This is a genomic window from Enterococcus rotai (assembly GCF_001465345.1).
Taxonomy (GTDB): domain Bacteria; phylum Bacillota; class Bacilli; order Lactobacillales; family Enterococcaceae; genus Enterococcus_L; species Enterococcus_L rotai.
The window spans coordinates 528,553-553,469 of record NZ_CP013655.1 but is presented as its reverse complement, the minus strand read 5'-3'; the positions used below and the strand labels follow the sequence as shown (position 1 = coordinate 553,469).

General features: G+C 32.8%; 22 protein-coding genes and 1 pseudogene. 16 read left to right on the top strand and 7 right to left on the bottom strand.

Going from position 1 to position 24,917, the window contains the following annotated elements; genetic code table 11:
- The first annotated feature begins 7 nt into the window (after positions 1-7).
- The 9 genes from ATZ35_RS02600 to ATZ35_RS02560 all read left to right on the top strand — a co-directional run bounded on the left by ATZ35_RS02600 (position 8) and on the right by ATZ35_RS02560 (position 9,630).
- A complete protein-coding gene (locus ATZ35_RS02600; protein WP_208929398.1) occupies positions 8-1,099 on the top strand; it encodes a FecCD family ABC transporter permease in 1,092 nt (363 codons plus the stop codon).
- A gap of 2 nt (positions 1,100-1,101) precedes the next feature.
- Positions 1,102-1,866 (top strand): ABC transporter ATP-binding protein, encoded by a 765-nt coding sequence (locus tag ATZ35_RS02595; protein ID WP_208929396.1) that lies wholly within the window; start codon positions 1,102-1,104, stop codon positions 1,864-1,866.
- A gap of 37 nt (positions 1,867-1,903) precedes the next feature.
- Entirely contained in the window at positions 1,904-2,911 is a 1,008-nt protein-coding gene (locus ATZ35_RS02590; protein ID WP_208929394.1) for an ABC transporter substrate-binding protein, read from the top strand.
- Between the two features lie 474 nt (positions 2,912-3,385).
- A complete protein-coding gene (locus ATZ35_RS02585) occupies positions 3,386-4,324 on the top strand; it encodes a phosphate/phosphite/phosphonate ABC transporter substrate-binding protein (protein ID WP_425250085.1) in 939 nt (312 codons plus the stop codon).
- 83 nt (positions 4,325-4,407) lie between these two features.
- Positions 4,408-5,172, top strand: a complete 765-nt coding sequence (phnC, locus tag ATZ35_RS02580) for a phosphonate ABC transporter ATP-binding protein (RefSeq protein WP_208929390.1) — start codon at positions 4,408-4,410, stop codon at positions 5,170-5,172.
- Entirely contained in the window at positions 5,172-5,951 is a 780-nt protein-coding gene (phnE, locus tag ATZ35_RS02575; RefSeq protein WP_208929388.1) for a phosphonate ABC transporter, permease protein PhnE, read from the top strand. The genes phnC and phnE (ATZ35_RS02575) overlap by 1 nt, the downstream gene beginning before the upstream one ends.
- A complete protein-coding gene (gene phnE / locus ATZ35_RS02570; RefSeq protein ID WP_208929386.1) occupies positions 5,951-6,730 on the top strand; it encodes a phosphonate ABC transporter, permease protein PhnE in 780 nt (259 codons plus the stop codon). The genes phnE (ATZ35_RS02575) and phnE (ATZ35_RS02570) overlap by 1 nt, the downstream gene beginning before the upstream one ends.
- 148 nt (positions 6,731-6,878) lie before the next feature.
- The gene (locus ATZ35_RS02565; RefSeq protein WP_208929385.1) at positions 6,879-8,081 is read left to right on the top strand and encodes a bifunctional metallophosphatase/5'-nucleotidase; all 1,203 of its coding nucleotides are present in this window, start codon (positions 6,879-6,881) and stop codon (positions 8,079-8,081) included.
- A 22-nt stretch (positions 8,082-8,103) separates the two neighbouring features.
- The gene (locus ATZ35_RS02560; protein WP_208929383.1) at positions 8,104-9,630 is read left to right on the top strand and encodes a bifunctional metallophosphatase/5'-nucleotidase; all 1,527 of its coding nucleotides are present in this window, start codon (positions 8,104-8,106) and stop codon (positions 9,628-9,630) included.
- Positions 9,631-9,736: 106 nt separating this feature from the next.
- Here ATZ35_RS02560 and ATZ35_RS02555 read toward each other — a convergent pair whose 3' ends face one another.
- Positions 9,737-10,261 carry a LysM peptidoglycan-binding domain-containing protein gene (locus ATZ35_RS02555; RefSeq protein WP_208929381.1) on the bottom strand — a complete coding sequence of 175 codons (525 nt, stop codon included), beginning with the start codon at positions 10,259-10,261 and terminating at the stop codon, positions 9,737-9,739.
- A 642-nt stretch (positions 10,262-10,903) separates the two neighbouring features.
- Here ATZ35_RS02555 and ATZ35_RS02550 point away from each other — a divergent pair.
- The 3 genes from ATZ35_RS02550 to ATZ35_RS02540 all read left to right on the top strand — a co-directional run bounded on the left by ATZ35_RS02550 (position 10,904) and on the right by ATZ35_RS02540 (position 15,132).
- Positions 10,904-12,340 (top strand): glycoside hydrolase family 1 protein, encoded by a 1,437-nt coding sequence (locus tag ATZ35_RS02550; RefSeq protein ID WP_208929379.1) that lies wholly within the window; start codon positions 10,904-10,906, stop codon positions 12,338-12,340.
- 351 nt (positions 12,341-12,691) lie between these two features.
- Positions 12,692-13,567, top strand: a complete 876-nt coding sequence (locus tag ATZ35_RS02545; RefSeq protein WP_208929377.1) for a hypothetical protein — start codon at positions 12,692-12,694, stop codon at positions 13,565-13,567.
- 233 nt (positions 13,568-13,800) lie between these two features.
- Complete coding sequence (locus tag ATZ35_RS02540) at positions 13,801-15,132, top strand: dihydrolipoyl dehydrogenase family protein (RefSeq protein ID WP_208929375.1); 1,332 nt, start codon at positions 13,801-13,803, stop codon at positions 15,130-15,132.
- Between the two features lie 108 nt (positions 15,133-15,240).
- Here the strand turns inward: ATZ35_RS02540 and ATZ35_RS16745 are convergent.
- From ATZ35_RS16745 to ATZ35_RS02520, 5 genes and pseudogenes are all read right to left on the bottom strand, one after another.
- Positions 15,241-15,474 (bottom strand): annotated as a pseudogene (locus tag ATZ35_RS16745) (transposase); the annotation flags it as partial.
- 502 nt (positions 15,475-15,976) lie between these two features.
- Positions 15,977-16,747: an ABC transporter permease gene (locus ATZ35_RS02535; RefSeq protein ID WP_208929373.1), complete on the bottom strand. Its 771-nt coding sequence runs from the start codon at positions 16,745-16,747 to the stop codon at positions 15,977-15,979.
- Positions 16,744-17,490, bottom strand: a complete 747-nt coding sequence (locus ATZ35_RS02530; protein WP_208929371.1) for an ABC transporter permease — start codon at positions 17,488-17,490, stop codon at positions 16,744-16,746. The genes ATZ35_RS02535 and ATZ35_RS02530 overlap by 4 nt, the downstream gene beginning before the upstream one ends.
- 174 nt (positions 17,491-17,664) lie before the next feature.
- Positions 17,665-18,618: an ABC transporter ATP-binding protein gene (locus ATZ35_RS02525; RefSeq protein ID WP_208929369.1), complete on the bottom strand. Its 954-nt coding sequence runs from the start codon at positions 18,616-18,618 to the stop codon at positions 17,665-17,667.
- Between the two features lie 11 nt (positions 18,619-18,629).
- Positions 18,630-20,048: a class I adenylate-forming enzyme family protein gene (locus ATZ35_RS02520; protein ID WP_208929367.1), complete on the bottom strand. Its 1,419-nt coding sequence runs from the start codon at positions 20,046-20,048 to the stop codon at positions 18,630-18,632.
- Between the two features lie 493 nt (positions 20,049-20,541).
- Here ATZ35_RS02520 and ATZ35_RS02515 point away from each other — a divergent pair, with 493 nt between their 5' ends.
- Together ATZ35_RS02515 and ATZ35_RS02510 are read left to right on the top strand one after the other, a co-directional pair.
- Complete coding sequence (locus ATZ35_RS02515) at positions 20,542-21,672, top strand: nucleotidyltransferase family protein (RefSeq protein ID WP_208929365.1); 1,131 nt, start codon at positions 20,542-20,544, stop codon at positions 21,670-21,672.
- Positions 21,659-21,889 carry a phosphopantetheine-binding protein gene (locus ATZ35_RS02510; protein WP_208929363.1) on the top strand — a complete coding sequence of 77 codons (231 nt, stop codon included), beginning with the start codon at positions 21,659-21,661 and terminating at the stop codon, positions 21,887-21,889. The genes ATZ35_RS02515 and ATZ35_RS02510 overlap by 14 nt, the downstream gene beginning before the upstream one ends.
- 138 nt (positions 21,890-22,027) lie before the next feature.
- On the opposite strand, the gene ATZ35_RS02505 is transcribed toward ATZ35_RS02510, so the two are convergent.
- Positions 22,028-22,996, bottom strand: coding sequence for a helix-turn-helix domain-containing protein (locus ATZ35_RS02505; protein ID WP_208929361.1), 969 nt, complete (start codon positions 22,994-22,996; stop codon positions 22,028-22,030).
- Positions 22,997-23,138: 142 nt separating this feature from the next.
- Here ATZ35_RS02505 and ATZ35_RS02500 point away from each other — a divergent pair, with 142 nt between their 5' ends.
- Complete coding sequence (locus ATZ35_RS02500; RefSeq protein WP_208929359.1) at positions 23,139-24,359, top strand: type III PLP-dependent enzyme domain-containing protein; 1,221 nt, start codon at positions 23,139-23,141, stop codon at positions 24,357-24,359.
- On the top strand, positions 24,359-24,907 hold the full coding sequence (locus ATZ35_RS02495; protein ID WP_208929357.1) for a hypothetical protein: 549 nt from the start codon (positions 24,359-24,361) through the stop codon (positions 24,905-24,907). The genes ATZ35_RS02500 and ATZ35_RS02495 overlap by 1 nt, the downstream gene beginning before the upstream one ends.
- The last annotated feature ends 10 nt before the right edge of the window (positions 24,908-24,917 follow it).

The following is a 24,917-nucleotide window of genomic DNA, read 5'->3' as shown; positions in this document are numbered from 1 at the left end:
TATTTTTTTGCAGGCAATCAAGACAAATGATGGAAGAATCAAAGCGAAAACACAGCAGTACTATCCATTGATCCTAGTATTTTTAGTAGTACTTATTTTTTTATCAATCGTCTATTCATTGATCAATGGACAGGCGAATATTTCTATTGAAGATATCGTTCAGATTCTTTTAACGAAAGTTTCTGGCGGTAGAGTAGGTTCATTGGATGGAATAACCAGTAATTCTTCGGTGAATATTATTTGGTTTGTGCGGACTCCAAGAGTGATCTTAGCTGTTTTTGTTGGGATGGGCTTGGCGATTACGGGTGCTGTGATGCAAGCGGTCGTTCAAAATCCTTTGGCAGACCCTTACATTTTAGGGATCTCTTCAGGGGCTTCACTGGGGGCAACATTTGCAATTCTTGTAGGCTTTGGGACAGGAAGTATTTTTTCTCAGTTTGGCTTGGCTTTTGGCGCGTTTGTCGGTGCGATGGTTGCGGCGTTTGGTGTGCTTGTTTTATCAGGAATTGGGGGGCGAATGACCTCTGTCAAGCTGGTTTTATCTGGTTCAGTGATAGGTGCGTTATGTAGTTCAATTTCAAGCTTTATTGTTTATCTAGCAAATAACGCAGAAGGCATGAAGACGGTGACGTTTTGGGCAATGGGCAGTTTAGCTTCAGCAAGTTGGAATAAATTAGGTGTATTATCAGTTGTGGTCGTAGTGATCACTAGTTTCTTTTTGTTTCAGCATCGGATTTTAAATGTGATGTTATTAGGAGACGAAGCAGCGATTACGTTAGGTGTTCCGTTGGCAAAATATCGTCAGTTGTATTTATTGTTGGCTGCTCTTTTGACGGGGGTGATTGTAGCGTATTCAGGGATGATTGGTTTTGTTGGCTTGATCATACCTCACATCGTACGTGGTTTGATTGGTTCTGATAATAAACGATTACTACCGATCGTGGCACTGTCTGGTGCGCTGTTTATGATTTGGGCGGATGTTCTTTCTCGAATCATTATTCCAAACGTTGAGTTGCCGATCGGAATCATCACATCAGTGATCGGAGCGCCGCTGTTTATCTACATCATTGTCAAAAAAGGGTACAATTTCGGAGGCTAGCTATGGAACTAAAGGTAAACGACTTAGAAATCATGATTGGACAAGAGGCGATCGTTAAAAGTATCTCTTTTCAAACACAAAAAAAGCAATTTGTTGGCATCATTGGTGCAAACGGCTGTGGTAAATCCACGATGCTTAAAGGAATCTACAAAGGAATCAAACCGAAAGCCGGACGTGTTTTTCTAGATGATTTAGACCTTCTCGCTGTTTCTGAAAAGAAGGTGGGGCAAAAGTTAGGTGTGGTCAATCAATTCAATGAATTAAACTTTGATTTAAGCGTTTTTCAAATGGTTTTATTAGGAAGAACACCGCATAAAAAACTCTTAGAATCAGATACACAGGCGGACATCGATATCGTGATGGATGCTTTAGCCAAAACGAACTTAGTCAGTTATGCAGAACGAAGTTTTCTGTCTTTATCTGGTGGTGAGAAACAGCGTGTCATCTTAGCGCGAACGATTGCTCAACAACCAAGTTATATGATTTTAGATGAACCGACCAATCATTTAGATATTCGTTATCAACTGGAAATATTAAGCTGTGTGAAAAACCTTGAAATCGGTGTTTTGGCAGCACTCCATGATTTAGAATTGGCGGCACATTATTGTGATTATATTTATGCGATGAAAGCGGGTAAGATCATTGCGGAAGGAAAACCAGAAGAATTATTTACAGAACAACTGATCGAAGATATTTACGGTGTTCATTGTACGATTTATAAAAATCCAGTAACGAATCGTTTAGGCTTCGCCTATTCATTAGAGTAGTTACTAGAGTTAAAATAGAAGAAGAGGATGCGTAAAAATGAAAAAAGCATTTATTATTAGTTTATTAGGTTTAGCGTTTATCACAGGATGTGGACAAAAGGAACAAAAAGCGACTGAGAAGAATCAAAGCGAAGGATATCCTGTAACGGTTCAAAATTTTTCTAAAGCAGAAGGTGCAGAAAGCTGGCAAAAGAAAGAGCAAACGTTTGATAAGGTTCCAGAAAAAGTATTAGCGAATACGCAGCCAGCTGCAGAATTATTACTACATTTAGGATTGAAAGATAAAATCGTTGGTGTCGGTGCTGTGTTTGGCGAACCAGATAAAGCCGTTGAAAAAGAGTTTAATGAATTGAACCATTTATCAACAGACTATATCGGAAAAGAAATGGCTTTAAGCGTTGATCCAGATCTAGTCTATGGACGTGGCGGTTTATTTGATAACCAAGATTGGGGTGTCGGAACAGTTGATACACTGAATGATATGGGAATCAAAACATTTGTCTTGAATTCTTCTGTCACAGGGGGCACATTTGAGTCAGTTTACGATGATATCGATAATTTAGGGAAAGTATTCAACGTAACGGAAAAAGCAGATGCGTTTAAATCAGAGCTAAAGGAACGCCAAGCAACTGTGGATAAAAAGCTGACTAAAATTAAAGAGGACCAGACATTTGCTTATCTGCACACTTCAGATCCAGAAGAATTATACGTTTATCCAGCAAATAATGAAACGTTTTTCAATGATATTTTCAAAATGGTAAAACTGGACAACGTGTTTAAAGACGAAAAAGGTGAAGTCAGTGTGGAGAAATTGATTGAAACTGATCCAGATGTCTTGATCGTAGCGGATTGGAGCACGATGAAAGGTGGGATTTCAGGAGACACAATGATCGATGCTGTACTGAAAAATCAAAAACTTTCAAGTATGAAAGCAGTTAAAAATAAGAAAGTTTATGCAGTTGATTACAATTATATGTTTGGATATGGCTATCAATCATTAGATGGAATTGAAAAATTAGCGGACGAGATGTATCCAGAAAAATAATAAATATAGCTGACACAATGCTGAAAGAGCGCTGTGTCAGTTTTTAATTGCTGTTTTTTCACAATTGTTTCATTAAGATTAAAGCATAACAAGAATTTAAGTGTAAACGAACAATAACAATTAGTAAAAAAACGATCAAACCCTACGTAATAAAGGTTTATTTTACCTTTTCGATAAAAAGATTTATGAGGAAAAAATAAGCGGAAAATGAAAACTGGTCTAGAAAAAAGTCGAAATTATGCTATACTGATTTTAGCTTGATACATTCATTTTTAATGAGAAATTCAGTGAGATTTACTGAAAAAGATCAGGCATTTGGACAATTGCTCTACACAAATAATGGAGAAGTGGATTTCAGAAATTTTACACAATATTTACTTCAATATTATGAGAAATTTACACCATTAAAATACAATAGGTATAGCTAAAGTAGCCAGATGATCGGATGCTTTAGCAATGCCGAAATGCGAAGGGATGGAAAGAGTGAAAAAGAGAACGAAATTGTTAGGATTGCTGTCAGTTATTGGTTTAAGTGTAGGATTACTTACAGGATGTGGGTCAAGCGGCGATAAAAAAGCAGCAGATGATACCAAACCATTAGAATTACAATTTGTACCAACCAACAACGATGGCTCAATGGAAGCCAAAGCGAAACCTTTCGCAAACTATTTAACAGAAAAATTAGGTCGTGAGGTTAATGTTACATTAGCAACAGACTATTCAACAATCGTTGAAGCAATGGCCTCAGGAAAAGTAGATATTGGGATCATGCCGCCATCGGCATATGTTCAAGCTCGTAATCAAAAAGCGGCAACAGCCATTTTATCTTCTGAACTAGGTGCTTTTAATCGGGAAACAGGCAAACCAGAACCAGACAAACTATCAAGCACATTCAAAGGCGAAGTGCTTGTTCGAGCAGATAGTGGCATCGATTCTTTAAAAGATTTAAAAGGGAAAAAAATTGCCAGCTTAAGCCCTAATTCAGCCAGTGGCTATATTTATCCAGTAGTTGAAATGAAAGAAGCCGGGATCGACCCAACCAAAGATGTTACCTTGACAACAGTCAATGATATTCCAAGTGAAATTACAGCAGTCTTAAATGGGCAACAAGATGCTTGTTTTGTGTTTGAAGGAGCACGAAATGTGTTTGCTTCAAAATTTGAAAAAGACGACTTATTCAAAGATTTAAAAGTGTTGTATCTAACGAAAGGTGATATTCCCAATGATGCAATCGCCGTTCAGCCAAAAATGGATAAAGACTTGCAAACGAAAGTCAAAGACGTTTTCTTGGCAATGCCTAAAGATAAAGAAGGCGCTGACGCTATGGCAATGTGGGGACACAAAGGCTATGTAGAAGCTGATGACAAAAATTATGATGCAGTGGAAGAATACACAGAAAAAGCAGCAGAATAAAGCTTTGCTAGATTAATGAGTGACTTAAAAGCTGAACGGAATTTGTTCAGCTTTTCTATTTTTTAGAATAAAAAGGAGAAATCATGATTCAGTTTGAAAATGTAACAAAAACCTATAATAATGGGGTCAAAGGCCTTAAGAATATTAATTTAACGATCAATGATGGTGAGTTTGTTTCCGTGATTGGATTAAGTGGTGCAGGTAAGAGTACCTTACTACGTTCGATCAATCGTCTAAACGAAATCAGCGAAGGCAATATTATCATTGACGGTGCTTCAATCACGAAAGCAAATAAACGAGACTTGCGCAGAATCCGCAGAAATATCGGGATGATTTTCCAACACTTTAATTTAGTCAAAAAGAGTTCTGTTCAAAAAAATGTTATTTCAGGTAGATTAGGCTATTATTCAACAGTTAAAAGTATTTTTGGGATTTTTTCAAAAGAGGATTATGCGTTAGTAAGTGATGCTTTAGGACGTGTAGGATTAGCAGAAAAATTGCACTCTAGAAGTGATGAACTAAGTGGTGGGCAACAGCAACGTGTGTCAATCGCAAGAACGTTGGTTCAACAAGCATCAATCATTTTAGCAGATGAGCCAGTGGCTTCTTTGGATCCAATCACAACCCAAAAGATCATGAAAGATTTGAAAAAAATCAATCAGGAATTGAACCACACTGTTGTGATCAATCTGCATTCTGTTGACTTAGCTCGTGAATTTTCAAGTCGGATCATTGGCTTGCGTGATGGCGAAGTGGTCTTTGATGGAACCGCTGCTGAGGCAACCGATGAAGTGTTGACTAGTATTTACGGTGCGGATATTTTGAAACAAGCTGAAGGTGTTGCGTAATGAAGTTAAAAGATACGATTCACCGTGATTTATATAAGCATCTATTCATTGTAGTGTTAGTTCTTTTGTGCGTATTTTCAAGTGCGAGAGTAACAGGAGCACAAATGGCAGATGTTTTTAATAACTTGGATCAGATGGGAATTTTTTTACAACGATTTCTTAGTCCAGATTGGAGTTATATTCCCAAAATCATTGAGCCGATGCTGAAAACAATCAAAATGTCAGTTGTTGGAACTACACTTGGGGTGGTTTTCGCTGTACCGTTTGCTTTTCTTGCAACAACAGTCGTTACCAGAAACTTTTTTGTAACAACGATTATCCGCTTTTTGATGAGTATTGTTCGTACGATTCCTAATTTGTTGTTAGCTGCGTTGTTTGTAGCAATGTTTGGGATCGGTGAATTTACAGGTGTACTAACGATTGCTGTGTTTACGTTCGGAATGGTTTCCCAACTAGTGTATGAAGCAATCGAAACGATTGACCATGGACCGATCGAAGCAGCCGAATCTGTGGGTTCCACAAAGACACAGATTGCTTTTTGGTCAATCGCACCGCAAATATCTCATCAGATTGCTAGCTATTCTTTGTATGCTTTTGAAGTCAATATTCGTGCTTCCACTATTTTAGGTTACGTTGGAGCCGGCGGGATCGGCGTTATTTTAAATTCTTCATTGAGTTTGATGCGTTATGACCGTGTATCGATCATTATTTTAGCTATTTTAGTTGTGGTGATCACGATCGATTGGATCAGTGAAATTATCAGAAAGAGGTTGGTATAATGAGCATAAATCGAAAATTAAAAAGCTATTTACCAATTATTGTTGTTTTAGCAATCATTCTTTATTCAGCAGCAGGTATCGATTATTCAGAAGCTGGAAATATGTCTTTTGATATGGTCAAATCAGTTCTTTCTGGGCTGTTTCATCCAGATTGGGGTTATATCTATGATGGTAGTGGCGAGGATTTAGTGAGTTTACTACTGTTAACGATCGGTATTGCTTTTTTAGGAACTGTGATTGCGACGGTCTTAGCGTTGCCGCTAACGTTCATTAGTGCGCATAATTTATGGAAATCCAATACGATTGTTTCTAAAATTGGTAAGTTCATTTGTAACGTACTAAGAGCTTTTCCAGAACTTGTTTATGCAATCATTTTTGTGAAGATGGTTGGACCAGGTCCTTTTGCTGGAGTCTTAGCGATCGGGGTTCATCAAATCGGGATGCTAGGGAAATTATATACAGAAGAAATCGAGTCAATGGATGAAGCGCCAGTAGAATCAATGACGGCAGTCGGTGCTAATTTTTGGCAAACGATGTTTTATGCACGCTTGCCGCAGTTGATTCCAACTTTTTTATCACTAGCCTTGAATCACTTTGAAATTGCAGTCCGCAGTGCAGCGACTCTTGGGCTTGTTGGAGCTGGGGGAATCGGGGCACCGATGATTTTTGCAATTCAATCTCGAGCATGGGATAAAGTCGGTATTATTTTGTTTGGCATTATCATTACGGTGTTCTTGATTGATGCTGTAACTGGCTATCTACGCAAAAAACTACAATAATAAAAGTGTAACGGGCTCGTCTAGCTCTGACAGGAAACTAGGTAAATAGGACTGAAGTGTTTTTTGATCCATTCCTATTTTATCTTTTTTCGAAAATCTTAGAGTGTGGTGCTAGCCCGCGTAGCTAGATAATTCGTGAGGATAAAAAATGGATAAAATAGCAGTTTTGAGTACGACAGACATTCATGGTTTTTTAACAGCAGCTGGACAAGAAGAGAGTGGTATTAGCTCTCTTCCTTCAATTGCTAAAGGCTACCATGAACCCATTTTGATAGACAACGGTGATTTTCTGGTAGGTAGTCCTCAGACTACTTTTTTTAATACAACTAAAACAATTTCACCTTTGATCAAGTTGGCGAATGAAATCGGATTTGACGTGATGGTTCCAGGAAATCATGATTTTGATTATGGAATTGATTTTTTGAAGCGTCAAGCAGAGGCTTTTAATGGGCACTATCTTTGTGCTAATGTTTTGGATTTAACTGATGAACAGATTTTTGAGCCTTATACAATTATTGAACGAGGAAACTTGAAAGTTGGTGTGATCGGTGTGATCACTAGTGCAATGCCGCAAATCACTGATTATGAACAAACCAAAGAGTTGAAATTTATCAATGTGATCGATAGCTTAAAGCGGTGGGTACCTATTGTAAAAGCACAAGTCGATGTTTTGATCGTAAGTTATCATGGCGGGATCGAACGTGATATGAGTTGCGGCCAACCAACTCAATATGATACTGGAGAGGATCAAACTTACCGAATCATTGATGAAATAGCGGAGATCGATGGTGTGGTTTGTGGACACCAGCATCGAGTCAACGCGGGCGTGCTGAACGAAACAGCTTTTGTACAACCGGGATATCGGGGAAATTACATTGGAGAGTTAAGTTTCTCCATTCAAAATAATCAAGTAGTGGAGAAACAAGCACAATTGGTTGCGACTAAGAGGTATCCAACGACAGTTTTTTCTGTATATAACGAAGTTGACTATGAAAATTGGCTAGATCAAGAATTAGATGTAAGGCGTTTGGATCAGTATTTAGCTAAAAAAGTACCAGGAACTTTTTATGCAGTGACACTTAAAGGAAAAACGATTAGAGATTTCTTAGCTAGTTTTACTCCACCCTATACACTTTCAACCTATCATGTGTCAGAGGAAGAACTAAGACAGTTGCTGATAAATCAATCGATTTCAGGCATCAAAATAGAGCACGATCAAATAATACCTAAACAATCTGATTACCGAATAACAACGAATAGAGCGCTTTTTCCAAGCTATCGTTTAGAAACAAATTATATCTATAATGTGTTTGATGAGTATCTTGCTACTATCAATAGGGATACAAAATAAAAAATAGACTTGGGGTGAGACAATGAAACAACAATTGAAAATCTATTACACATCAGATGTCCATGGTTATTTATTTCCAACCAACTATGCTGATACACAAGAAAAAGAAATGGGTCTTTTAAAATGCATACCGAATTTTAAAAAAGATGAGAATACCCTGATTATTGACGGTGGAGATATGCTCCAAGGGTCAGCGTTGGCTTCTTATAGTCAGGCTCATCCTGAAGAAAGATTTCCCCAAGCAAAAGCATTAAATCATGCTGGCTATGATTTTGTCACTGTAGGAAATCATGATGTAAATTTTGGTACAAACTACTTATATCACTACTTAGAAGCATTAGATGCAACCTGCGTTTGTGAGAATATACTTGATGCTAAAAGTCAGGCGAAAAAATTTCCATGGACCATCAAAACCTTAGCAAATGGATTAAAAGTTGGGATTGTCGGCGTAGTGACTGATTACATCAATGTTTGGGAAAAAGCTGAAAATATCAATGACATCACCGTCGTTGATCCATTTATAGCAGCTAAACAAGCTCTTAGAGAAGTAAAACCACAGGTTGATTTTACGATTTGTATTTATCATGGTGGCTTTGAAAGAGATGTCAAATCGGGAAAACTATTGTCAAAAACAAGCGAAAATGTTGGCTATAGAATCTGTAAAGAGCTTGATTTTGATCTACTCTTAACAGGACATCAGCATTTATTGATTGAAGGTCAATTTTTGCATGGGACTTACATTGTGCAGCCATCTGCCAACGCTATGACCTACTTTCAGATCGATATTGAAAAGATCAAAGATAACATTGAAATCACTTCAACGATCGGCAATCCTAGTAATCAACCTGAAATAGAGTTAATGAAGCGGCTGCAACCTTTAGAATCCAAGGTACAAAATTGGTTAGACCAAGCAATTGGAAGCTTGAACCATGACGCGTTAGCCGAAGATAAATTAGCGATGGCTATGTATGGAAGCCCTGTTGTTGAATTGATTGGAGCTATTCAATTAGCGGCTAGTCAAGCACAGATCACAGTTGTTTCTTTAGCCAATACATCACCGGGATTTCACAAAGAAGTAACTATGCGAGATGTGATCGCAACTTATCCATATACGAACCAGCTAATTACCTTAAAAATCACTGGTAAACAATTAAAAGAAGTTGTGGAGAAGAATACAGATTATTTTAGTGTTGATGAACAAAATAAGATAATCATTTCTCCTAGTTATTTGTATCCTAAAGTTGAACATTATCATTTTGACTTTTTTGTCGGTATTGAATACACAGTTGATCTTTGCCAAGAGCCAGGAAATCGCGTGAGTGCTTTACGCTATAAAGAACAAGTGATCAAAGAGACGGATGAATTTACGATCGCGTTAAGCGATTATCGAGCAAGCGGTGGCGGTGGGTTTCCTACGTATCTTGAGTGTCCAGTAATTAATGAGGGAGCACAAGAAATCGTTGAATCCATTGTCGACTATATCCAGTCGCATGAGGAAATCGTAATCCCTAAAATGTTAGACTACAAAATAACATATTCTTGCAAGTAACTATTTGCTCATTTTGAATGAAGGACAAAAATAGGCTGTAGTAAAACGGTTAGTTTTACTACAGCCTATTTGTCATCAGATAAGATTATGTAGGGGAAATAGTGGATTATTGCAATGATAAAACTTGACCAATATAAACGGTTGAATCAGTCAAATTATTTTTAAGCATTAAATCTTGCACTGATATCTTATTTTTCTCAGCAATCACAGAAAGTGTATCACCGGACTGGACAACATAGCTAGTCGCTTGAGGTGTAGTCACGGGTTCTGTTGAGCGTTCAGTAACCTCTGATGATGGGGGCGTTTGAACAGGTTGTGTAGAGCTTTCAACAATGGAACTGGATTCATCTGTACTACTTACGTGAGTTGAACTTTCCCTTACAGGGACATTATGCTCTGTACTGTCAGCAGTTGCTTGATTCGGTGTTACTTGGCCGTTATCAAGCTGGCTAACTTGCTTTTCGATATTGCTTAATTGTTCTTCTTGTTTAGAGCCTGCTTGAACATTTAAGAACAGCAGAGTACCCAAGGCAAGAGTATTTATAAATAACAATAAAATAACAATCATGATAGTAGTTTTTGATGTTGATTCTGGACGTTGTTGTTTACGTCGTGAGTATTCTTCTTCCAATATAGTTACACTCCTTTCCTAACAAATTAACGAGAGAAATACTGTAAAACAAAGCACTACTAGTATATCACATTGTTATAGCACTCTCAAAGGGGAAAATAAATAAGACCGAATAGTAGATTTTATTGATTTCATAAAATATGAAATAAAAAAACAAACGAAGGTAAAAAAATATTATTAATCATTAAAATGTTTATAAATAATATTTTTGTGATTAAATATTTTCATGTTTAGTATATTTATTTTGTTTTTTTATGTGTGGAATTGGGTGCGATTTTTTTGAATAATCGGTGGTTTTATGACTAAAAAGTCAATGTGGAATAAAATAAATTAATTCTCACAGATTATTTTTTCTGTTTTACACCCTCCCAAAAATGAAAATCATTTTTTTATTTGCCGAATATTTGCTGAATGTTGTTGGGTCATAGAAATATCATGAATAAGTTATTGTAAATAGTAGTGGAAATCCTCTTGCTAAGATTATAATAGAGAAGGATAATAAAAATGTGATGAGTCTTATTGAGGGATTAGTCGGAGACATTACGTTTAGATCCACGAAAATAAACGTGTAATCGAAAATAAGCTTGAGCAAGAGGCACAGGCGACTTCGGTGAGAGCGTAATAAAACTGGAGGTAAGTAAAATGGAGCATAAACAACTGGATCAATTTCCAAAAGATTTTTTATGGGGATCGGCATCGGCGGCTTATCAAGTAGAAGGAGCTTGGCAAGAAGATGGCAAGGGTGTGTCAGTTTGGGATGAGTTTGTCCGAATTCCTGGAAAAACATTTAAAGGAACCAATGGTGATGTAGCAGTCGATCATTATCATCGATATAAAGAAGATGTGGCTTTAATGAAGGAACAAGGCTTGAAAGCCTATCGTTTTTCAGTTGCTTGGACACGGATTTTGCCTAATGGTCGTGGCGAAATCAATCAAGCAGGCTTACAATTTTATATCGATTTAGTAGATGAATTGCTCAAAAATCAAATTGAACCTGTCTTGACGTTATATCATTGGGATTTGCCACAAGCACTTCAAGATGAATATCAAGGTTGGGAATCCAGAAAAATCGTTGAAGATTTTACGAACTATGCGACTGTTTTATTTGACGCTTTTCGTGGAAAAGTAAAATACTGGGTTAGCTTGAATGAGCAAAATGTCTTTATTAGTCATGGCTATTTGATGGCATCCCATCCACCAGCAGTGAGTGATCCCAAGCGGATGTATCAAGCAAATCATAATGCCAATCTTGCCAATGCCTCTGTCATCAAGAAGTTTCATGAAATGTCTATGCCTGGCGGAATCGGTCCGAGTTTTGCTTATAGTCCCAACTATACTTTAAATAGTGATCCCAAAAATGTGCTGGCAGCAGAGGACTCAGAAGATTTAAATGCTCATTTTTGGATGGATGTTTATCTATTTGGTAACTATCCGATCGCTGCTTTAAAAATCCTAAAAGAGCAAGGTATAGCGCCTACCATAGAAGCAGGCGATGAAGAACTCTTAGCAGCGGGCAAACCTGACTTTTTAGGGATCAACTACTATCAAACCAATACAGTTGTCTTTAATCCGTTAGATGGTGTTGGCTTAGGAAAAATGAATACAACAGGTGAAAAAGGTTCGTCAGAAGAATCTGGTCTTCCTGGGGTCTTTAAACGGGTAGAAAATCCATTTGTAGAACGGACCAATTGGGATTGGGAAATCGACCCAGAAGGATTACGGATCGGTCTAAGAAGAATTACAAGTCGTTATCGAATCCCTGTATTGATTACTGAAAATGGTCTTGGTGAGTACGATAAATTGACAGTTGAAAAAGAAATTCATGACGATTATCGCATTGATTATTTAAAGGGTCATGTCCATGCAATAAGAGAAGCGATCACAGACGGTGTGGAGGTTTTAGGGTACTGTACTTGGTCGTATACTGATTTATTAAGTTGGCTGAATGGTTATCAAAAACGCTATGGATTTGTCTATGTAGAACAAGATGAAAACCAAAATGGCAGCTTAAATCGTTATAAGAAAGATAGCTTCTATTGGTATCAAAAAGTCATTCAAGAAAATGGCAGTAATAGCTAAAATATAATTCTAAAAAGAATCATTTAATAAGGCTGTCTAAAACGTACTGAGCTTTAGACAGCCTTATTTTGTTTCCTTAAAAAAACAAAAAAATGTTGGTTAAAAAAGGTGATAAAAATACGTCATATCTGAGAGATAATGATTGTGAAAACAGTTCAGTTAAAAGTGTTAAAAAGTATAGCTAACTCAACCAAACGGTTTGCTTTGATTCTAGAAAAATAGATAAATAATTGATTCCTGAAATTGACAACTTTATTGTTAACCAATAGTATAAAAAAACAAAAAAATGTTATAGTTTAAAGAACATTATGATATAATTGGTTCTGTAATAAATAGCAAAGGGGAGATAATATGGAAAAAGGAAAGTTTGGGAAAAAGCAAAAATTAGTGTTGACATTATTGACTGTTGGGGGAGTTGGATTGTTTAATCCATTACTAAGTCAAGCAAGAGAAACAACAGAAGAAAAATGGGATCAGTACCATTCTGTTCAAATTAGTCCAGAATTTTTGAGTGGTAGATTTACTGCCGACAGAGAAGCAATAGATATTTCACCAAATAATCATTTAGTATTTAAAAATGATTTCTTAAAAGTAACTGGATTTAGTGGAGAAGGAGATTCTGCAGCACCTGCGAGTATTGATGGATTCAGCGTCTTTAAAAATTTAGAATTTATGAGCTTTGAAGGTGGGCAAGTTTCCGATTTTAGACCCATACGAAATTTAAAAAATGTAACTGAATTTTATATGTCTGGATCAAACAATAATACGTTGACTGATTTTAAAGATTGGGAAAAGATTGAATCATTTGATTATTATGAAGTTGAAAATAACAAGAATAGAATTGCATTAACAGATCTTTCAGCACTGTCAAATAAAAAAAGTTTAAAAAGAATTAGAATCAGTACTTTAGGAAGCTTACCAACGATTAGATTAAGCAAAAAGCATAATCGCTATGAATTGTTTGATCCAATTATTTTATCTGATCAATTTAAAGCCCAAACAAAATATACGGGTATTTCGTTTGAGTTTGATGAAGAGTTTGAAGATGAACAAAATGAAGCTGTTGATTTTAGTTCTAATGTATCGGAAGATGGATTAATGTGCTGGGAGAATATTCCTACACATGCAACTAGCTTGAAGTTTATAGCTAAAGCAACTGAATATCCGAGTCAAAATTCAATTGAATATTATGGAGAGATTAATATACCGATTCATTGGGTCGACTAATATAAACAAAGGGTTCATTTTTTATCGATTTTTTGGATTTAAAGCATGTAGCAAAACTATTTTTTTAGTTTTGCTACATGCTTGTTTTTATATTTAGAAATAAACAGGATGAGTTATTGGGCTGAATTATTCATTTAGCTGTAGCAGTTCTATCAAATGCACTTTCCTTAATCACTTGTTATAATTGATCTAGTATAAGACTTGAAGGAATTAGATTGAAGGAGGACTTTAAAGTGGATAGTTTCGACACAATCATCATTGGTAGCGGTCCTGGAGGAATGGCAGCAGCATATGACTTAGCTGCTGAAGGAAAAAAAGTAGCGGTAGTAGAAGCTGATCTTTGGGGCGGAACATGCCCAAATCGCGGCTGTGATCCTAAAAAAGTTCTTTATGGTGCCATTGAAGCGAGAGATAATCTAGCGCAGTTGAAAGGTCAGGGATTTGATACAATTCCCAAAATCAACTGGTCAGAGTTGATGGCATTTAAAGAAACCTTCACACAGCCAGTTCCTAGTGAACAACAACAAGGGTTGAGCAGTGTAGGTATCCAAACGATTACAGGTAAAGCTGCGTTTAAAGATTCTCACACAATCATAGTGGAGAATCAAGAATATCAGGCTAGACAGTTTATCCTAGCAACGGGGCAACGACCGGCTATTTTAGATATTCCTGGAAAAGAGCACTTCAGTACAAGTACTGAGTTTCTAAGCATGAAAGAATTACCTAAAACAATCGTTTTTGTCGGTGGAGGTTATATTTCCCTTGAGCTCGCTAACATTGCGAACAGTAGTGGCAGTGAAGTTCATTTAGTCCATCATAACGAACGACCACTAAAAGGGTTTGACCAAGAATTGACGAATGAGTTGATCGACAATCTCAAAAAGAGAGGGGTTTATTTCCATTTCAACGAGTCAGTAGAGTCGATTTCAAAACAAGGAGCACAATATAATATAAGGTTGACGAGCCAAGATTCATTGTTGGTAGATCAAGTATTTTGTGCAACTGGTCGGATTCCCAATGTAGAAGGGCTGAATTTAGAATCGATTGGTGTAGCGTTTAACCACAAAGGTATCAGCGTTAATGATTATTTACAGACAACGGTGGATACTATCTATGCGATAGGAGATTGTGTGCAAAAAGATAAACCTAAGTTAACACCAATAGCTAGCTTTGAAGGTAGCTATCTGGCAAAACTACTTAGTGGTAAACTCGAAACAGCGATCCACTATCCTGTCATACCAACCATTATTTTTAGTTCTCCTAAGCTAGCCCAAGTTGGCCTGGTAGATGAGGCAATGTCAGCGGATGATCGATACAAGCAACAAACTATTGATTTATCCCAATGGTTTACCTATAAACACCTTAATGAGCCCTTAGTCAAAGCAAAAATTATTACGGATCAAGTAACAGGTCTATTGGTTGGAGCGACTGTTTTAGGTAATGAGGCCGATCAGTTGATCAATTTATTTACGATGATGATCAATCAAAACGTAACTGCAAGCAAGGTTAACGAAATGATCATGCTTTATCCAACTGTTTCAAGTGATTTGAGTTACTTCTATTAATTTTTAAACTGTAAATGATCGTATCCTCTAAATTTACATAGAAAGGATCAACAAAAAGATCATTTCAATTTGATCTCTTCATCTTTTGATCGAAAATACAATTTATACTTTCAAACGTTTATTTTCTTTTAGTAATTTTTGCTCTTTTATTGAAAGAACATTTCTATCTGTTGGATCTGCCTGTCGTATCTATTTAGTAATTGTAGAGACACTTACATTGTATTCTTTAGACGCAGACCGACTGGTCTGACTAAGCAATACCATAGATTCTCTAAATTCTTTTGAATATCTTGTAGCTGTGTTTTTGTCTGCATAATTGATATACTGATCACCAATCAGCATTACATTCAGATCTATTCTCCCCTAAAGTTTCCCCATAAAGGCTCCTTCACACATCCTAGTTGATCTAGGCTATTTAGTTGTACTTTAAGTTTGATCGATCGTTCTAAGCAACGTTCAATATACTCAATTTCTTGCTGTGCAATCGTTCTAAAACTTGTCTTGATGCTTTTAATAAAATTAGTATATCAATTTTAACACAAAAGGATGTTATTTATATTATTTGTATAATAAAAAGTTAGCTAGTTTAAATAATCAGCTTATTTTATTAAAACATAAAAAACAGTTGGAGCTGATATTACAGCTTATTATAATAAGTAGTCAGAAATAGTTAAAGACAATATTCTACATATAGTTGAGTATCAGAACTTTTAAAATAATTTTGAAGGTAACGAGTCCATTACTATAAGTTTAAATTTGAACTTAAGAATGAATGATTTAAAGAGCTTATTAAAGCCTCATCGATACAAATTGCTCATAAGTGTTCTCCTCTAATAGAAGATGACTAAGTATCAGAGAAAATAAATCCACCATTTATTTTAGATTTTGAATAGAAAAATTTATAAGATTGAAAAGATAGAAAAAAATATATCGTACCGATAAGAACTTCAAACAGAATATAAGCTATAGAATTACCTTTTTGAAGTATTAAATTATTTAAGAATATAATTCCATTCGTAATAGGTAAAATTCGGGAAAAATATTGTAAACTTACAGGAAATAATAATATTGAAAACTGAACACCTGTGAATATCTTTAATAGCGATAAAATAATGTTTAAAAATAAATTTATATTAGCTATGTTTAACGAAATCGTTACAATTAGCATAGTAAAGCCCGTGATACTGAAGTATAGAGACAATAGCGTAAAAAGAAATTGCAACATGGGAATTGAATATATATCGATTGGATATATTAATTCGATAAATATTAAAGAAAAAATCAGTTTAAGCAGGGCTTGACAAATATATATAGTGCTTCTTACAGTCATCAATTTTAAAATATTGTAAGGAGTGACTGATATTAATTCAGTTATTCTATAGTATCTTTCAAATCGAATGCTCTCTACCAGACCATTGATTACTACACAAATACTATCAAATATAGAAAAATATATAAGATATGAAGTAATATTAATACTTATATTTGAAAAATTAATAATTGATATGAAGAAAAGTAGGCTTAAAATAGGATTAAATAAATAAAAAATTAATAATTCTAACACATTTTTTTTGGGAATTAAAGCTTTTTTTTGAAGAAATAGTAATCTAATCATTTTTGACGAGTCCCTCGCATTATAAATTTTTTGATAAGTACATATGATAATAGTAAATACAATCCAGAGATCAATATAGCGTGGCCAATATTGAATATTAAGGTTGTATATTGGATATCAGGTGTGTTGTATAAACAGTAAATTAAAGGATGTAACGGATTTATGAGCTTGAAAATAGAAAAAATTTTAAAATTTTCTAAAGGATAAATTCCAGATGCTAATATAATAGGAGTTACTAATATATTTTGTACAGTATAGATGTTTGGACTGTTACTAACAATAGATGTAAAAAGAAGACCAATCGCTGTGAGTACAACTAAGAGTACTATTAAAATAATTATCAATAAACCAATATTATTGTTATAAAATTCGACTTTAAATATAAATGCTCCATAAAAGAAAGATACAAAAAAAATAATCAGTCCGACTATACTATTTGCAGTAGCTTTACTTAAAGCAATTATAAATATGTTGGTTGAAGAAAACATGTTTAATTTCAGCGTATCATCTCTATCTTCGATATATAAATATGAACCTGTTGAATATAGGGAAAATGTGATCATACCAGTAACCGCAGTTACTATTATATGAATAGGTTCAAATCTTTTAACACCTAACTTTGCTAGAAAGTAGAAGGTGGTTAAATTGAATAGAGGTTGAAAAAAAAATAGGAATTGAAAAAATTTGTTTTTGAAGTTTGTAAAATATTTCAAATTAAATATAACTAAATTTAGAAATGTCATATTATTGTAACTCCCCCTTTTTATATTTATCTATTTTTTATTTATTTATTAAAATAAACAGACTTCGTTCTCTAATTTTTCCTTGAGTAAAAAAGGTAATAGATTTGAACAAATTTGTGAGAATTTTCTGGAACGAAATAGATATCGATATCGATCTTGTACCATTGAGTACCTTTAGGAAATTTTCAAGTCGAAGTGATATAGAAATACATCTTCCAAATTCATTTTTTTACTTTCAATAAAACTGTCATTAATTTTGCACTCTACTTCCAAATATTTTAGAAATTTAGAATTTAAATGATGAGAACAAATGCAATTAATGTTTGTAAAATCCGTATTCATTTTTTTATTCTCTTTGATGATAATTTCTGGAAAAGCTGTGTTTAACTTAGTTATCATAGATTTTTTTATTATTAATTCAAATTTGCTATATTTTTCAGACAAATTATTTATTAAATTGCTTGGTGAATTTATTAACTCTATCTCACCTTTGTTTAAAAAAAGAACTCTATCGCAAAGATTCTCTGCCTCAATCATATAGTGGGTTGTTAATATGACCGTGACACCATTTTTAGATATTTCTCTAATGACATTTTTTAGCATTTCTGTTCCTTTTGGATCTAATCCGATTGTAGGTTCATCTAAAAATAATATTTTAGGATCATTTATAAGAGAACGTGCAATATGTAGTCTTTGAATCATCCCTTTAGAAAATGTCTCGATTTTATTATTTTTATAAGGTAATAATCCGACTACCTTTAAAAGGTGATCAATTTTACTCCCAATGGTATGAGAATCAATTTTGTATAATAGAGAGAAGTATTTTAAGTATTCCTCAGAGGTTAGTCTAAAATACATTCCGTTCTCACCACCGAAAACAAAGTTAATATGATTTTTAATGTATTCATACTGATCGATAACATTCTTATCTAGAACTAAAACATCGCCGCTATCATGGAGTAACATAGTAGCAAGAATTTTTATTAATGTTGACTTTCCCGCTCCATTTCCACCTAATATTCCAAAAGTTTCTCCGTAATTAACTTCAAATGAAATGTTTTTTAAAATTTCTTCAGATCCATTCTTGTAACGCTTACTCATATTATTTACGCAAATAATATTTTTCATTATATTCCCTCCTACCGAGCCATTTCTTTTATTTTATGTCTATCAACTTTTCCATTCGCTAGTAATGGAATGTTCTCTACTTTTATTACTCGATCAGCTTTATGATTTGGTGATGTATTATACAAAATGATGTGTCTTAAATCTTTAATTGTTTGGTTTGAGACAATAAATAAGACTATTTCATTATTAATGAATTCAATTACAAGTTCTGGATTGCTAAAAAAATTCTTATATAAATTTTCCAGTAGATTAAGCCCAATTCGTACTCCATTTTTTTTTATATAGTTTTTATTCCGTTCTTTAAAAAATAGATAATTATGCTCATCTTTATAAAATATGTCTCCTGTCGCAAAAAAACGTTTTCCACGAGAGATATAAAAAGAGTCATCTTCGTTTAAATAACCGTTCATAACGTTTGGCCCTTCAACAATAAGTTCTCCAGTAGCGTTATTATGATGTAATTTTCCCTGACTGTCTTTAATCCAAGTATTGACGTTAGGGAGGGATTTTCCAACAGAGCCTCTTTTGAATTTAAAATCAGAAGGATTTAATATGGCTACTCGTTTACATTCTGTTACACCATACATAAAGTAGATTGAGCAATTAGGTAAGATTTCTTTTAATTTATCATAAGCTTTTGGATCTAACTCCTCACCTGTATTAGTAATTTTTTTTAAAGGAAAATTACTATTGAGGTTACTTTTTTTGAGTCGATTTATTAAGAATTGTGTGATGACAGGAGTTGAAGGTAGTATAGAAATTTTATTATCAATAATATCTGTTATTAAGTTTGTTCCTATATATGTTTTATCGATAAAGATAATACTACAATTTTTAAAAATAGAAAAAAATAAATGGTACAGACCATAGTCAAAAAATAGTGGTAAAAAAAGACCAATACGATCTTCACTATTTAAGCCAATCAAAATGCTAATCTCTTCGATGCAAAATTTTATACTTTTCCAAGAACATTGAACGCCTTTAGGAACATCTGTAGATCCTGATGTGAAAATAATTAAAGGTATAGAATTTTCGTTAATTTCAGTTCCATACTCCAATACATTTGAGTGAAACGAAACTTCAGCATAAATGGTATTCAATGATATATATTGGTAATTTAACATTCTACTACTGATAATTAAGTCCGGTGCATATATATTTACGATGCTTTCTATAATACTAGATTCGGTCTGGTTGCTAATTATGCTAATAGTTTTTCCTGAAATTATACTGGCTATTATCAGAGGAGTTTCTAAAAAACGATCTTCTGATATCAACAAAATTTTTCCGTTTTCGGGAAAATTATTAAAGTAATTAACAAACTGATTTACTTTTAGTAATAATTCCTTGTTAGTTATACTTTTCTCACCGTGTTTAATTATTTCTTTATCAGGTTCTCTGTTCTTATTTTTTTTAAGATACTTATACATTATTATTCAATCCTTATATATTTAAATTACTCAATTATTTCAACTGTTCCGTTTTATTCAGTTGCTATTTCAATATAATTGGGTTCTTTAATTCCGTTTATTTTCTGTTTGACTTAATAAAGTTTGTCTTTCTATTAATACTAATATAATAAAGTGGTTTAATATGTATATAACTAAAGACATTAAAAAAAGTTTTTTGATCATTTATTAAAAAATATAAAACACGACATAAAACTTTTGTATTCAATTTACATTAACAAATAAATTATATTTTGTGGTAAATTATTTTTAGAACAGGAGGTGACATTAGACATGGCACATAAAGCCCCCTTTTAAACGAGAGTATAAACATCATTTAATTAAAGATCATAATTTAAAAACTAACATTTTTATAAAAGGTCTTATTAAAATGAATCTCGTGTAGTACAAGAACAGCTATTTTTACAGAATCTTAAATAGCTGTTCTTATTTTTTTGAAAGTGAGGATATATATTTGAAAAAAGAGGAACGGATAGTAATTCTTTTAGCCAAGCATTTTTTGAATAGTGATGAAAAGATAGAGTTAAATGATTTACTATCAGAGTATTTAGATTGGGCAGAAGTATTAGGTCATTTATCTATACACAGGGTCATGGGAATTGCATGGAATACGCTTCAAAAATATCACTTAGATATTCCTAAACGGATACGATCATATGAAAAGTTATTAGTTACTTTAAAAGAGTATAATAAATTATTAGAAGTTAAACTGGATGAACAAGTAAAAAACCTTATTCCTGTTTGCGATAGGATAAGCAAAGAAAAAATTCAATATGCTTCTTTAAAAGGGATAGCGCTTAATTATTTTGCATATGGTATGAAAATACCAAGGGATTTCATAGATAATGATATCTTAATTTCTATTATGAATACGAAAGAAATCAGGAGCATCACTGAGTCATTTGGATATAAGCACGGTAACAAAGATTTTAAGTTTGAAAACATTGAAGAAGTTAGTAGAAAAGATATAATGCTTAGATCAATGAAAACACATGAATTATATCCATATATAAAAAAAATCCCTGATAGTTTTATAGATTATCATTTTATAGATTATCAATTTTCGTTAGACTTATTTTCAAGTCAAAGATCATATGATTTTGTTGATGACATGCTCAATAATGCAGTAAAAATAGAAATTGGAAAAGAGTCTATATATTCACTTGATTTAGAAGACACTTTTATATTCACCTTACATCATTTTTATAAGGAAGCAATTTCTGAAAGAAAAGTTCTGTCTTATAAGGATGTGGCTCTGTACAAAGTTTGTGATATTTTGTTTTTATTAAAAAATGAAAATTTAAACATTAACAGACTAATTAGTAGAATTAAAAAAATGCAATTGGAAAAGTCTATTTATTATTCTTTGAAATACTGCGAAGAATTATTCAATGAAGATGTAAAACATATTGTTTCAAGAATTTCAATAGAAAATGAAGATTATTTATATGAGATTTATAGTGATGATTACTCGAGAGTAACTACTTATGATAGGCCTCTTTCAAAAAAAGTATTCGATTATACAAGAGCATCTAGCTTACAAAATAAAATAAGTAAAGGGAGCTTTAAAATTGAAAATAGATGAAAAATTAATTGACATTGTAAGTAAGTATCTACCCAAAGCAATTACTGAAAAAGAGTTTGACAAATCATTTAAAGATTTGGGAATGGACTCAATGTCAAGTATAAATTTGATTGTAGATTTAGAAGATATCTACAATACTATAATACCAGATGAATATTTAACTCATGAAAATTTTAGTTCGCTAAAAGCATTACAAAAAACCCTTAACAGTATTTAATAATTCACCCATATCTTGTAGTCATAAGCAATATTTCAGACGATACATCGTACTTTTTTATTTTTTTCAAAATAAATTTTTGAAGAATAATTTTTAATCACTACCATGTATTCACGTCTAAAATAAATTTGTAATGGTTTATCTTTGTAAAGCTAATTTTTTATAAGTTATAGCAGACAATTTATATTTTTTGTTAGAGTAATATATATAAGCCAAGGTATTATTGCTTCTAAATGCTAGCTCTGTTAAATTATGATTTTCGAAGTATGTTGATAAATATTTATATTGTTCTACGATAAATAAATAATCATAATCTCTAAAATGTTTTTCATATTCTACAAATTTCAAAAAATTAAATTGAAATGCTGGTAGGTAATGAAAGTCTTGAATTGTCATTTTTTTTGAAGATGGAAAAATATCATGACTGTTAATTCTACAGAATTCTTTAAGAGAATATAAAAAAGAACATATAGCATTTGGGAATTCAGTAGAAAATTCGTCTAGCATATAGTAGCAAATATCATAATTTTGTTCTCGAAATTTTGAGGCTATAGAAAATAACTTTGTTATTATTTTACTTTGGATATTGTTCATGTTAATTGTAAGGAATAAAGTGTATAAATCGTGTAATGAAGTACTATTTTGAAAAAAAATTTCTTTCAATTTTGAAATCAATAAATAAATAGGTGGAAAATCATCTGATATTTTATTGGTGAATAAAGTGTGATAATACACTGAAAATTTATTTAGAAGGAACGTATTTTTTTCACATATAATAGATAGTAAATTCGTATCGACTAGAGTATGTAATGAGTGCTTATCCATAATGAGTAAGTATGAATCTATATCAAAGTTATCGCAGTAAAATGTGCTTTTTTCAATCTTCAAGCACATATCTTTAATAAAATCATTCCCATCCATTAGATAACTTTTCGGAATATCTAATTTTTTAAAGAGTAACTCTTTTGTATCATAGGATATATTTACACGTCCTTTAAGATAATTACTTAGATGACTTTCACTTATTATTCCCTTTGCTAGATGTCTTTGAGTTATTTCTTTGATGTTATAATAGAATATTAAAATCTCTCTGCTTATATCTTTCATTGTTTAAACCTCCGTTCTTTAAACAATAATATGATATAAAGTTTAAAAAAAGTGACGTGGATTGAACAATAAAAATTTTTCCTTGAATAATAAAAATATGGGAAAACTATTAATATATTTTATTTTTAGAAAGGTGTTTGAAATGATCGGAAAATTGACAACAAAAGGAAAACCATTTTATACATATGATTTGAATAAAATTGAAAAAGCGTATACTTCTTTAAAAAAGCTACCATTAATTAATTCATCTAAGATATATTATTCTATTAAAAGTAATAATAATTCAGGTGTAGTAGACTTTATAAATACTTTGGGAGGGAATTTTGAAGTTTCTAGTGAAGGTGAGCTTGATATTGTACTTGCTAAATCAATTTCATCTGACAAAATATTAGTTAGTGGGCCATACAAAAGTATAGGTTTTTATAAACGATGTTTGATTAACAACATTAAAATGTTTTCCGTAGAAAGTATCGTAGATTTAAAAAAACTTGAACAAGTTTGTGTTGATTTGAATCAAAATTGTAATGTATTATTAAGGATTAATCCAATCAATAGTTCGTTACAACCAGGACTGAGAATGACAGGTGTTGCCAGTCAATTTGGAATTGATGAGATTCTGATGGATAAAAAGCTATTAATTGAAATGAATAAGATAGATAGAGTAAATATAATTGGTATTCACGTTTTTAATGGCAGTAACAATTTTGAGCTGAATCATTTGGTTGAAAATTTTAATAGTATTCTTAAGTTATTTATAAAAACAGAAAAATTTTTGAAAAGAAAGCTGTCTACTATTAACTTTGGTGGAGGTTTTCCCTCAGAATATAGTAATAATAAAGATCCTATTGATTTGAAGTATATAGAAAATGAATTACATAATATCTGTAATTCGAATAAATGGTTATCTGAAAAAGAAATATTATTTGAATCTGGACGCTTTATCACGGGGGCAAGTGGTACAATTTTTGGACAAGTGGTGGATATAAAAAAGAACAAAGGAAAAGAATTTGCAATATTAAATTTCGGAATGAATGCCTTAGGAGGAATGAATGGGATCGGCCGACTATATTCTCCTACTGCCGAAATTAACATTTTAACCGGAAACATGATTCCTAGTAAAAAAACTACTCACTTTGTTGGCCCCTCTTGTTCCCCACTAGATGTTATTGGAGTTAAAAAGAATCATACAAAATTGATAAATATTGGAGATTGGATTTCAATTAATAATGTAGGTGCATATGGATTATCGTCTAGTCTAATTAATTTCATTTCTCAAGATATTCCAATAGAATATTGTATTCATGATAATCAAGTAGTTCATAAAAATTTAACGAAAATAATTAAGGAGGAGGTATTTATTTAATGATCCATATTGATCTTAGTAATGAACTAAACTCGAAAGGATTGACAAAGATAAAAGATCACTTTTTGGGAGACTTGACACCTCTAGGAACATCTATTCCGAATTTTATTAATGATTCGATAATTAAATCTCATAATTCTAATATGTCATATATTATTAATGACTCAGTCTTTGATAATATTGAATGTAACGGACAAGAACTATTAACAAAAAAATCTGAATATATAAATACTATTGGATTTATCGGTGTCTCAGTGTATGGAAACCATGATGACATAGTACTCTTAGAAGATGATATAGGTAACCAGTTATCTAAACCTATAAGTTTTTCGGCATTTCATTGTCAGGAACCTTATTATAGTGATAACTATTCAATATATGAATTTAGAGAGTACTTACATTCTCCAATAAAGGGAAAAGAACGTATTGAAGGAACCGGAGGAAATCTATGGGAGTTTACATTATCATTTAAAGAAAGAATAAGATTAAAAAAAATTACGTTACCAGATAATCCATGTATTCATATTTTTTCGATTACAGTAGAGTAGAACGGAGGAT

Bases quoted from the DNA above. Each gene is read 5' to 3' on its own strand.
- ATZ35_RS02595 (WP_208929396.1), top strand. From the start codon at position 1,102: ATGGAACTAAAGGTAAACGACTTAGAAATCATGATTGGACAAGAGGCG.
- ATZ35_RS02590 (WP_208929394.1), top strand. From the start codon at position 1,904: ATGAAAAAAGCATTTATTATTAGTTTATTAGGTTTAGCGTTTATCACA.
- ATZ35_RS02585 (WP_425250085.1), top strand. From the start codon at position 3,386: ATGGAAAGAGTGAAAAAGAGAACGAAATTGTTAGGATTGCTGTCAGTT.
- phnC (WP_208929390.1), top strand. From the start codon at position 4,408: ATGATTCAGTTTGAAAATGTAACAAAAACCTATAATAATGGGGTCAAA.
- phnE (WP_208929388.1), top strand. From the start codon at position 5,172: ATGAAGTTAAAAGATACGATTCACCGTGATTTATATAAGCATCTATTC.
- phnE (WP_208929386.1), top strand. From the start codon at position 5,951: ATGAGCATAAATCGAAAATTAAAAAGCTATTTACCAATTATTGTTGTT.
- ATZ35_RS02565 (WP_208929385.1), top strand. From the start codon at position 6,879: ATGGATAAAATAGCAGTTTTGAGTACGACAGACATTCATGGTTTTTTA.
- ATZ35_RS02560 (WP_208929383.1), top strand. From the start codon at position 8,104: ATGAAACAACAATTGAAAATCTATTACACATCAGATGTCCATGGTTAT.
- ATZ35_RS02550 (WP_208929379.1), top strand. From the start codon at position 10,904: ATGGAGCATAAACAACTGGATCAATTTCCAAAAGATTTTTTATGGGGA.
- ATZ35_RS02545 (WP_208929377.1), top strand. From the start codon at position 12,692: ATGGAAAAAGGAAAGTTTGGGAAAAAGCAAAAATTAGTGTTGACATTA.
- ATZ35_RS02535 (WP_208929373.1), bottom strand. From the start codon at position 16,747: ATGATTAGATTACTATTTCTTCAAAAAAAAGCTTTAATTCCCAAAAAA.
- ATZ35_RS02530 (WP_208929371.1), bottom strand. From the start codon at position 17,490: ATGACATTTCTAAATTTAGTTATATTTAATTTGAAATATTTTACAAAC.
- ATZ35_RS02525 (WP_208929369.1), bottom strand. From the start codon at position 18,618: ATGAAAAATATTATTTGCGTAAATAATATGAGTAAGCGTTACAAGAAT.
- ATZ35_RS02520 (WP_208929367.1), bottom strand. From the start codon at position 20,048: ATGTATAAGTATCTTAAAAAAAATAAGAACAGAGAACCTGATAAAGAA.
- ATZ35_RS02505 (WP_208929361.1), bottom strand. From the start codon at position 22,996: ATGAAAGATATAAGCAGAGAGATTTTAATATTCTATTATAACATCAAA.
- ATZ35_RS02500 (WP_208929359.1), top strand. From the start codon at position 23,139: ATGATCGGAAAATTGACAACAAAAGGAAAACCATTTTATACATATGAT.
- ATZ35_RS02495 (WP_208929357.1), top strand. From the start codon at position 24,359: ATGATCCATATTGATCTTAGTAATGAACTAAACTCGAAAGGATTGACA.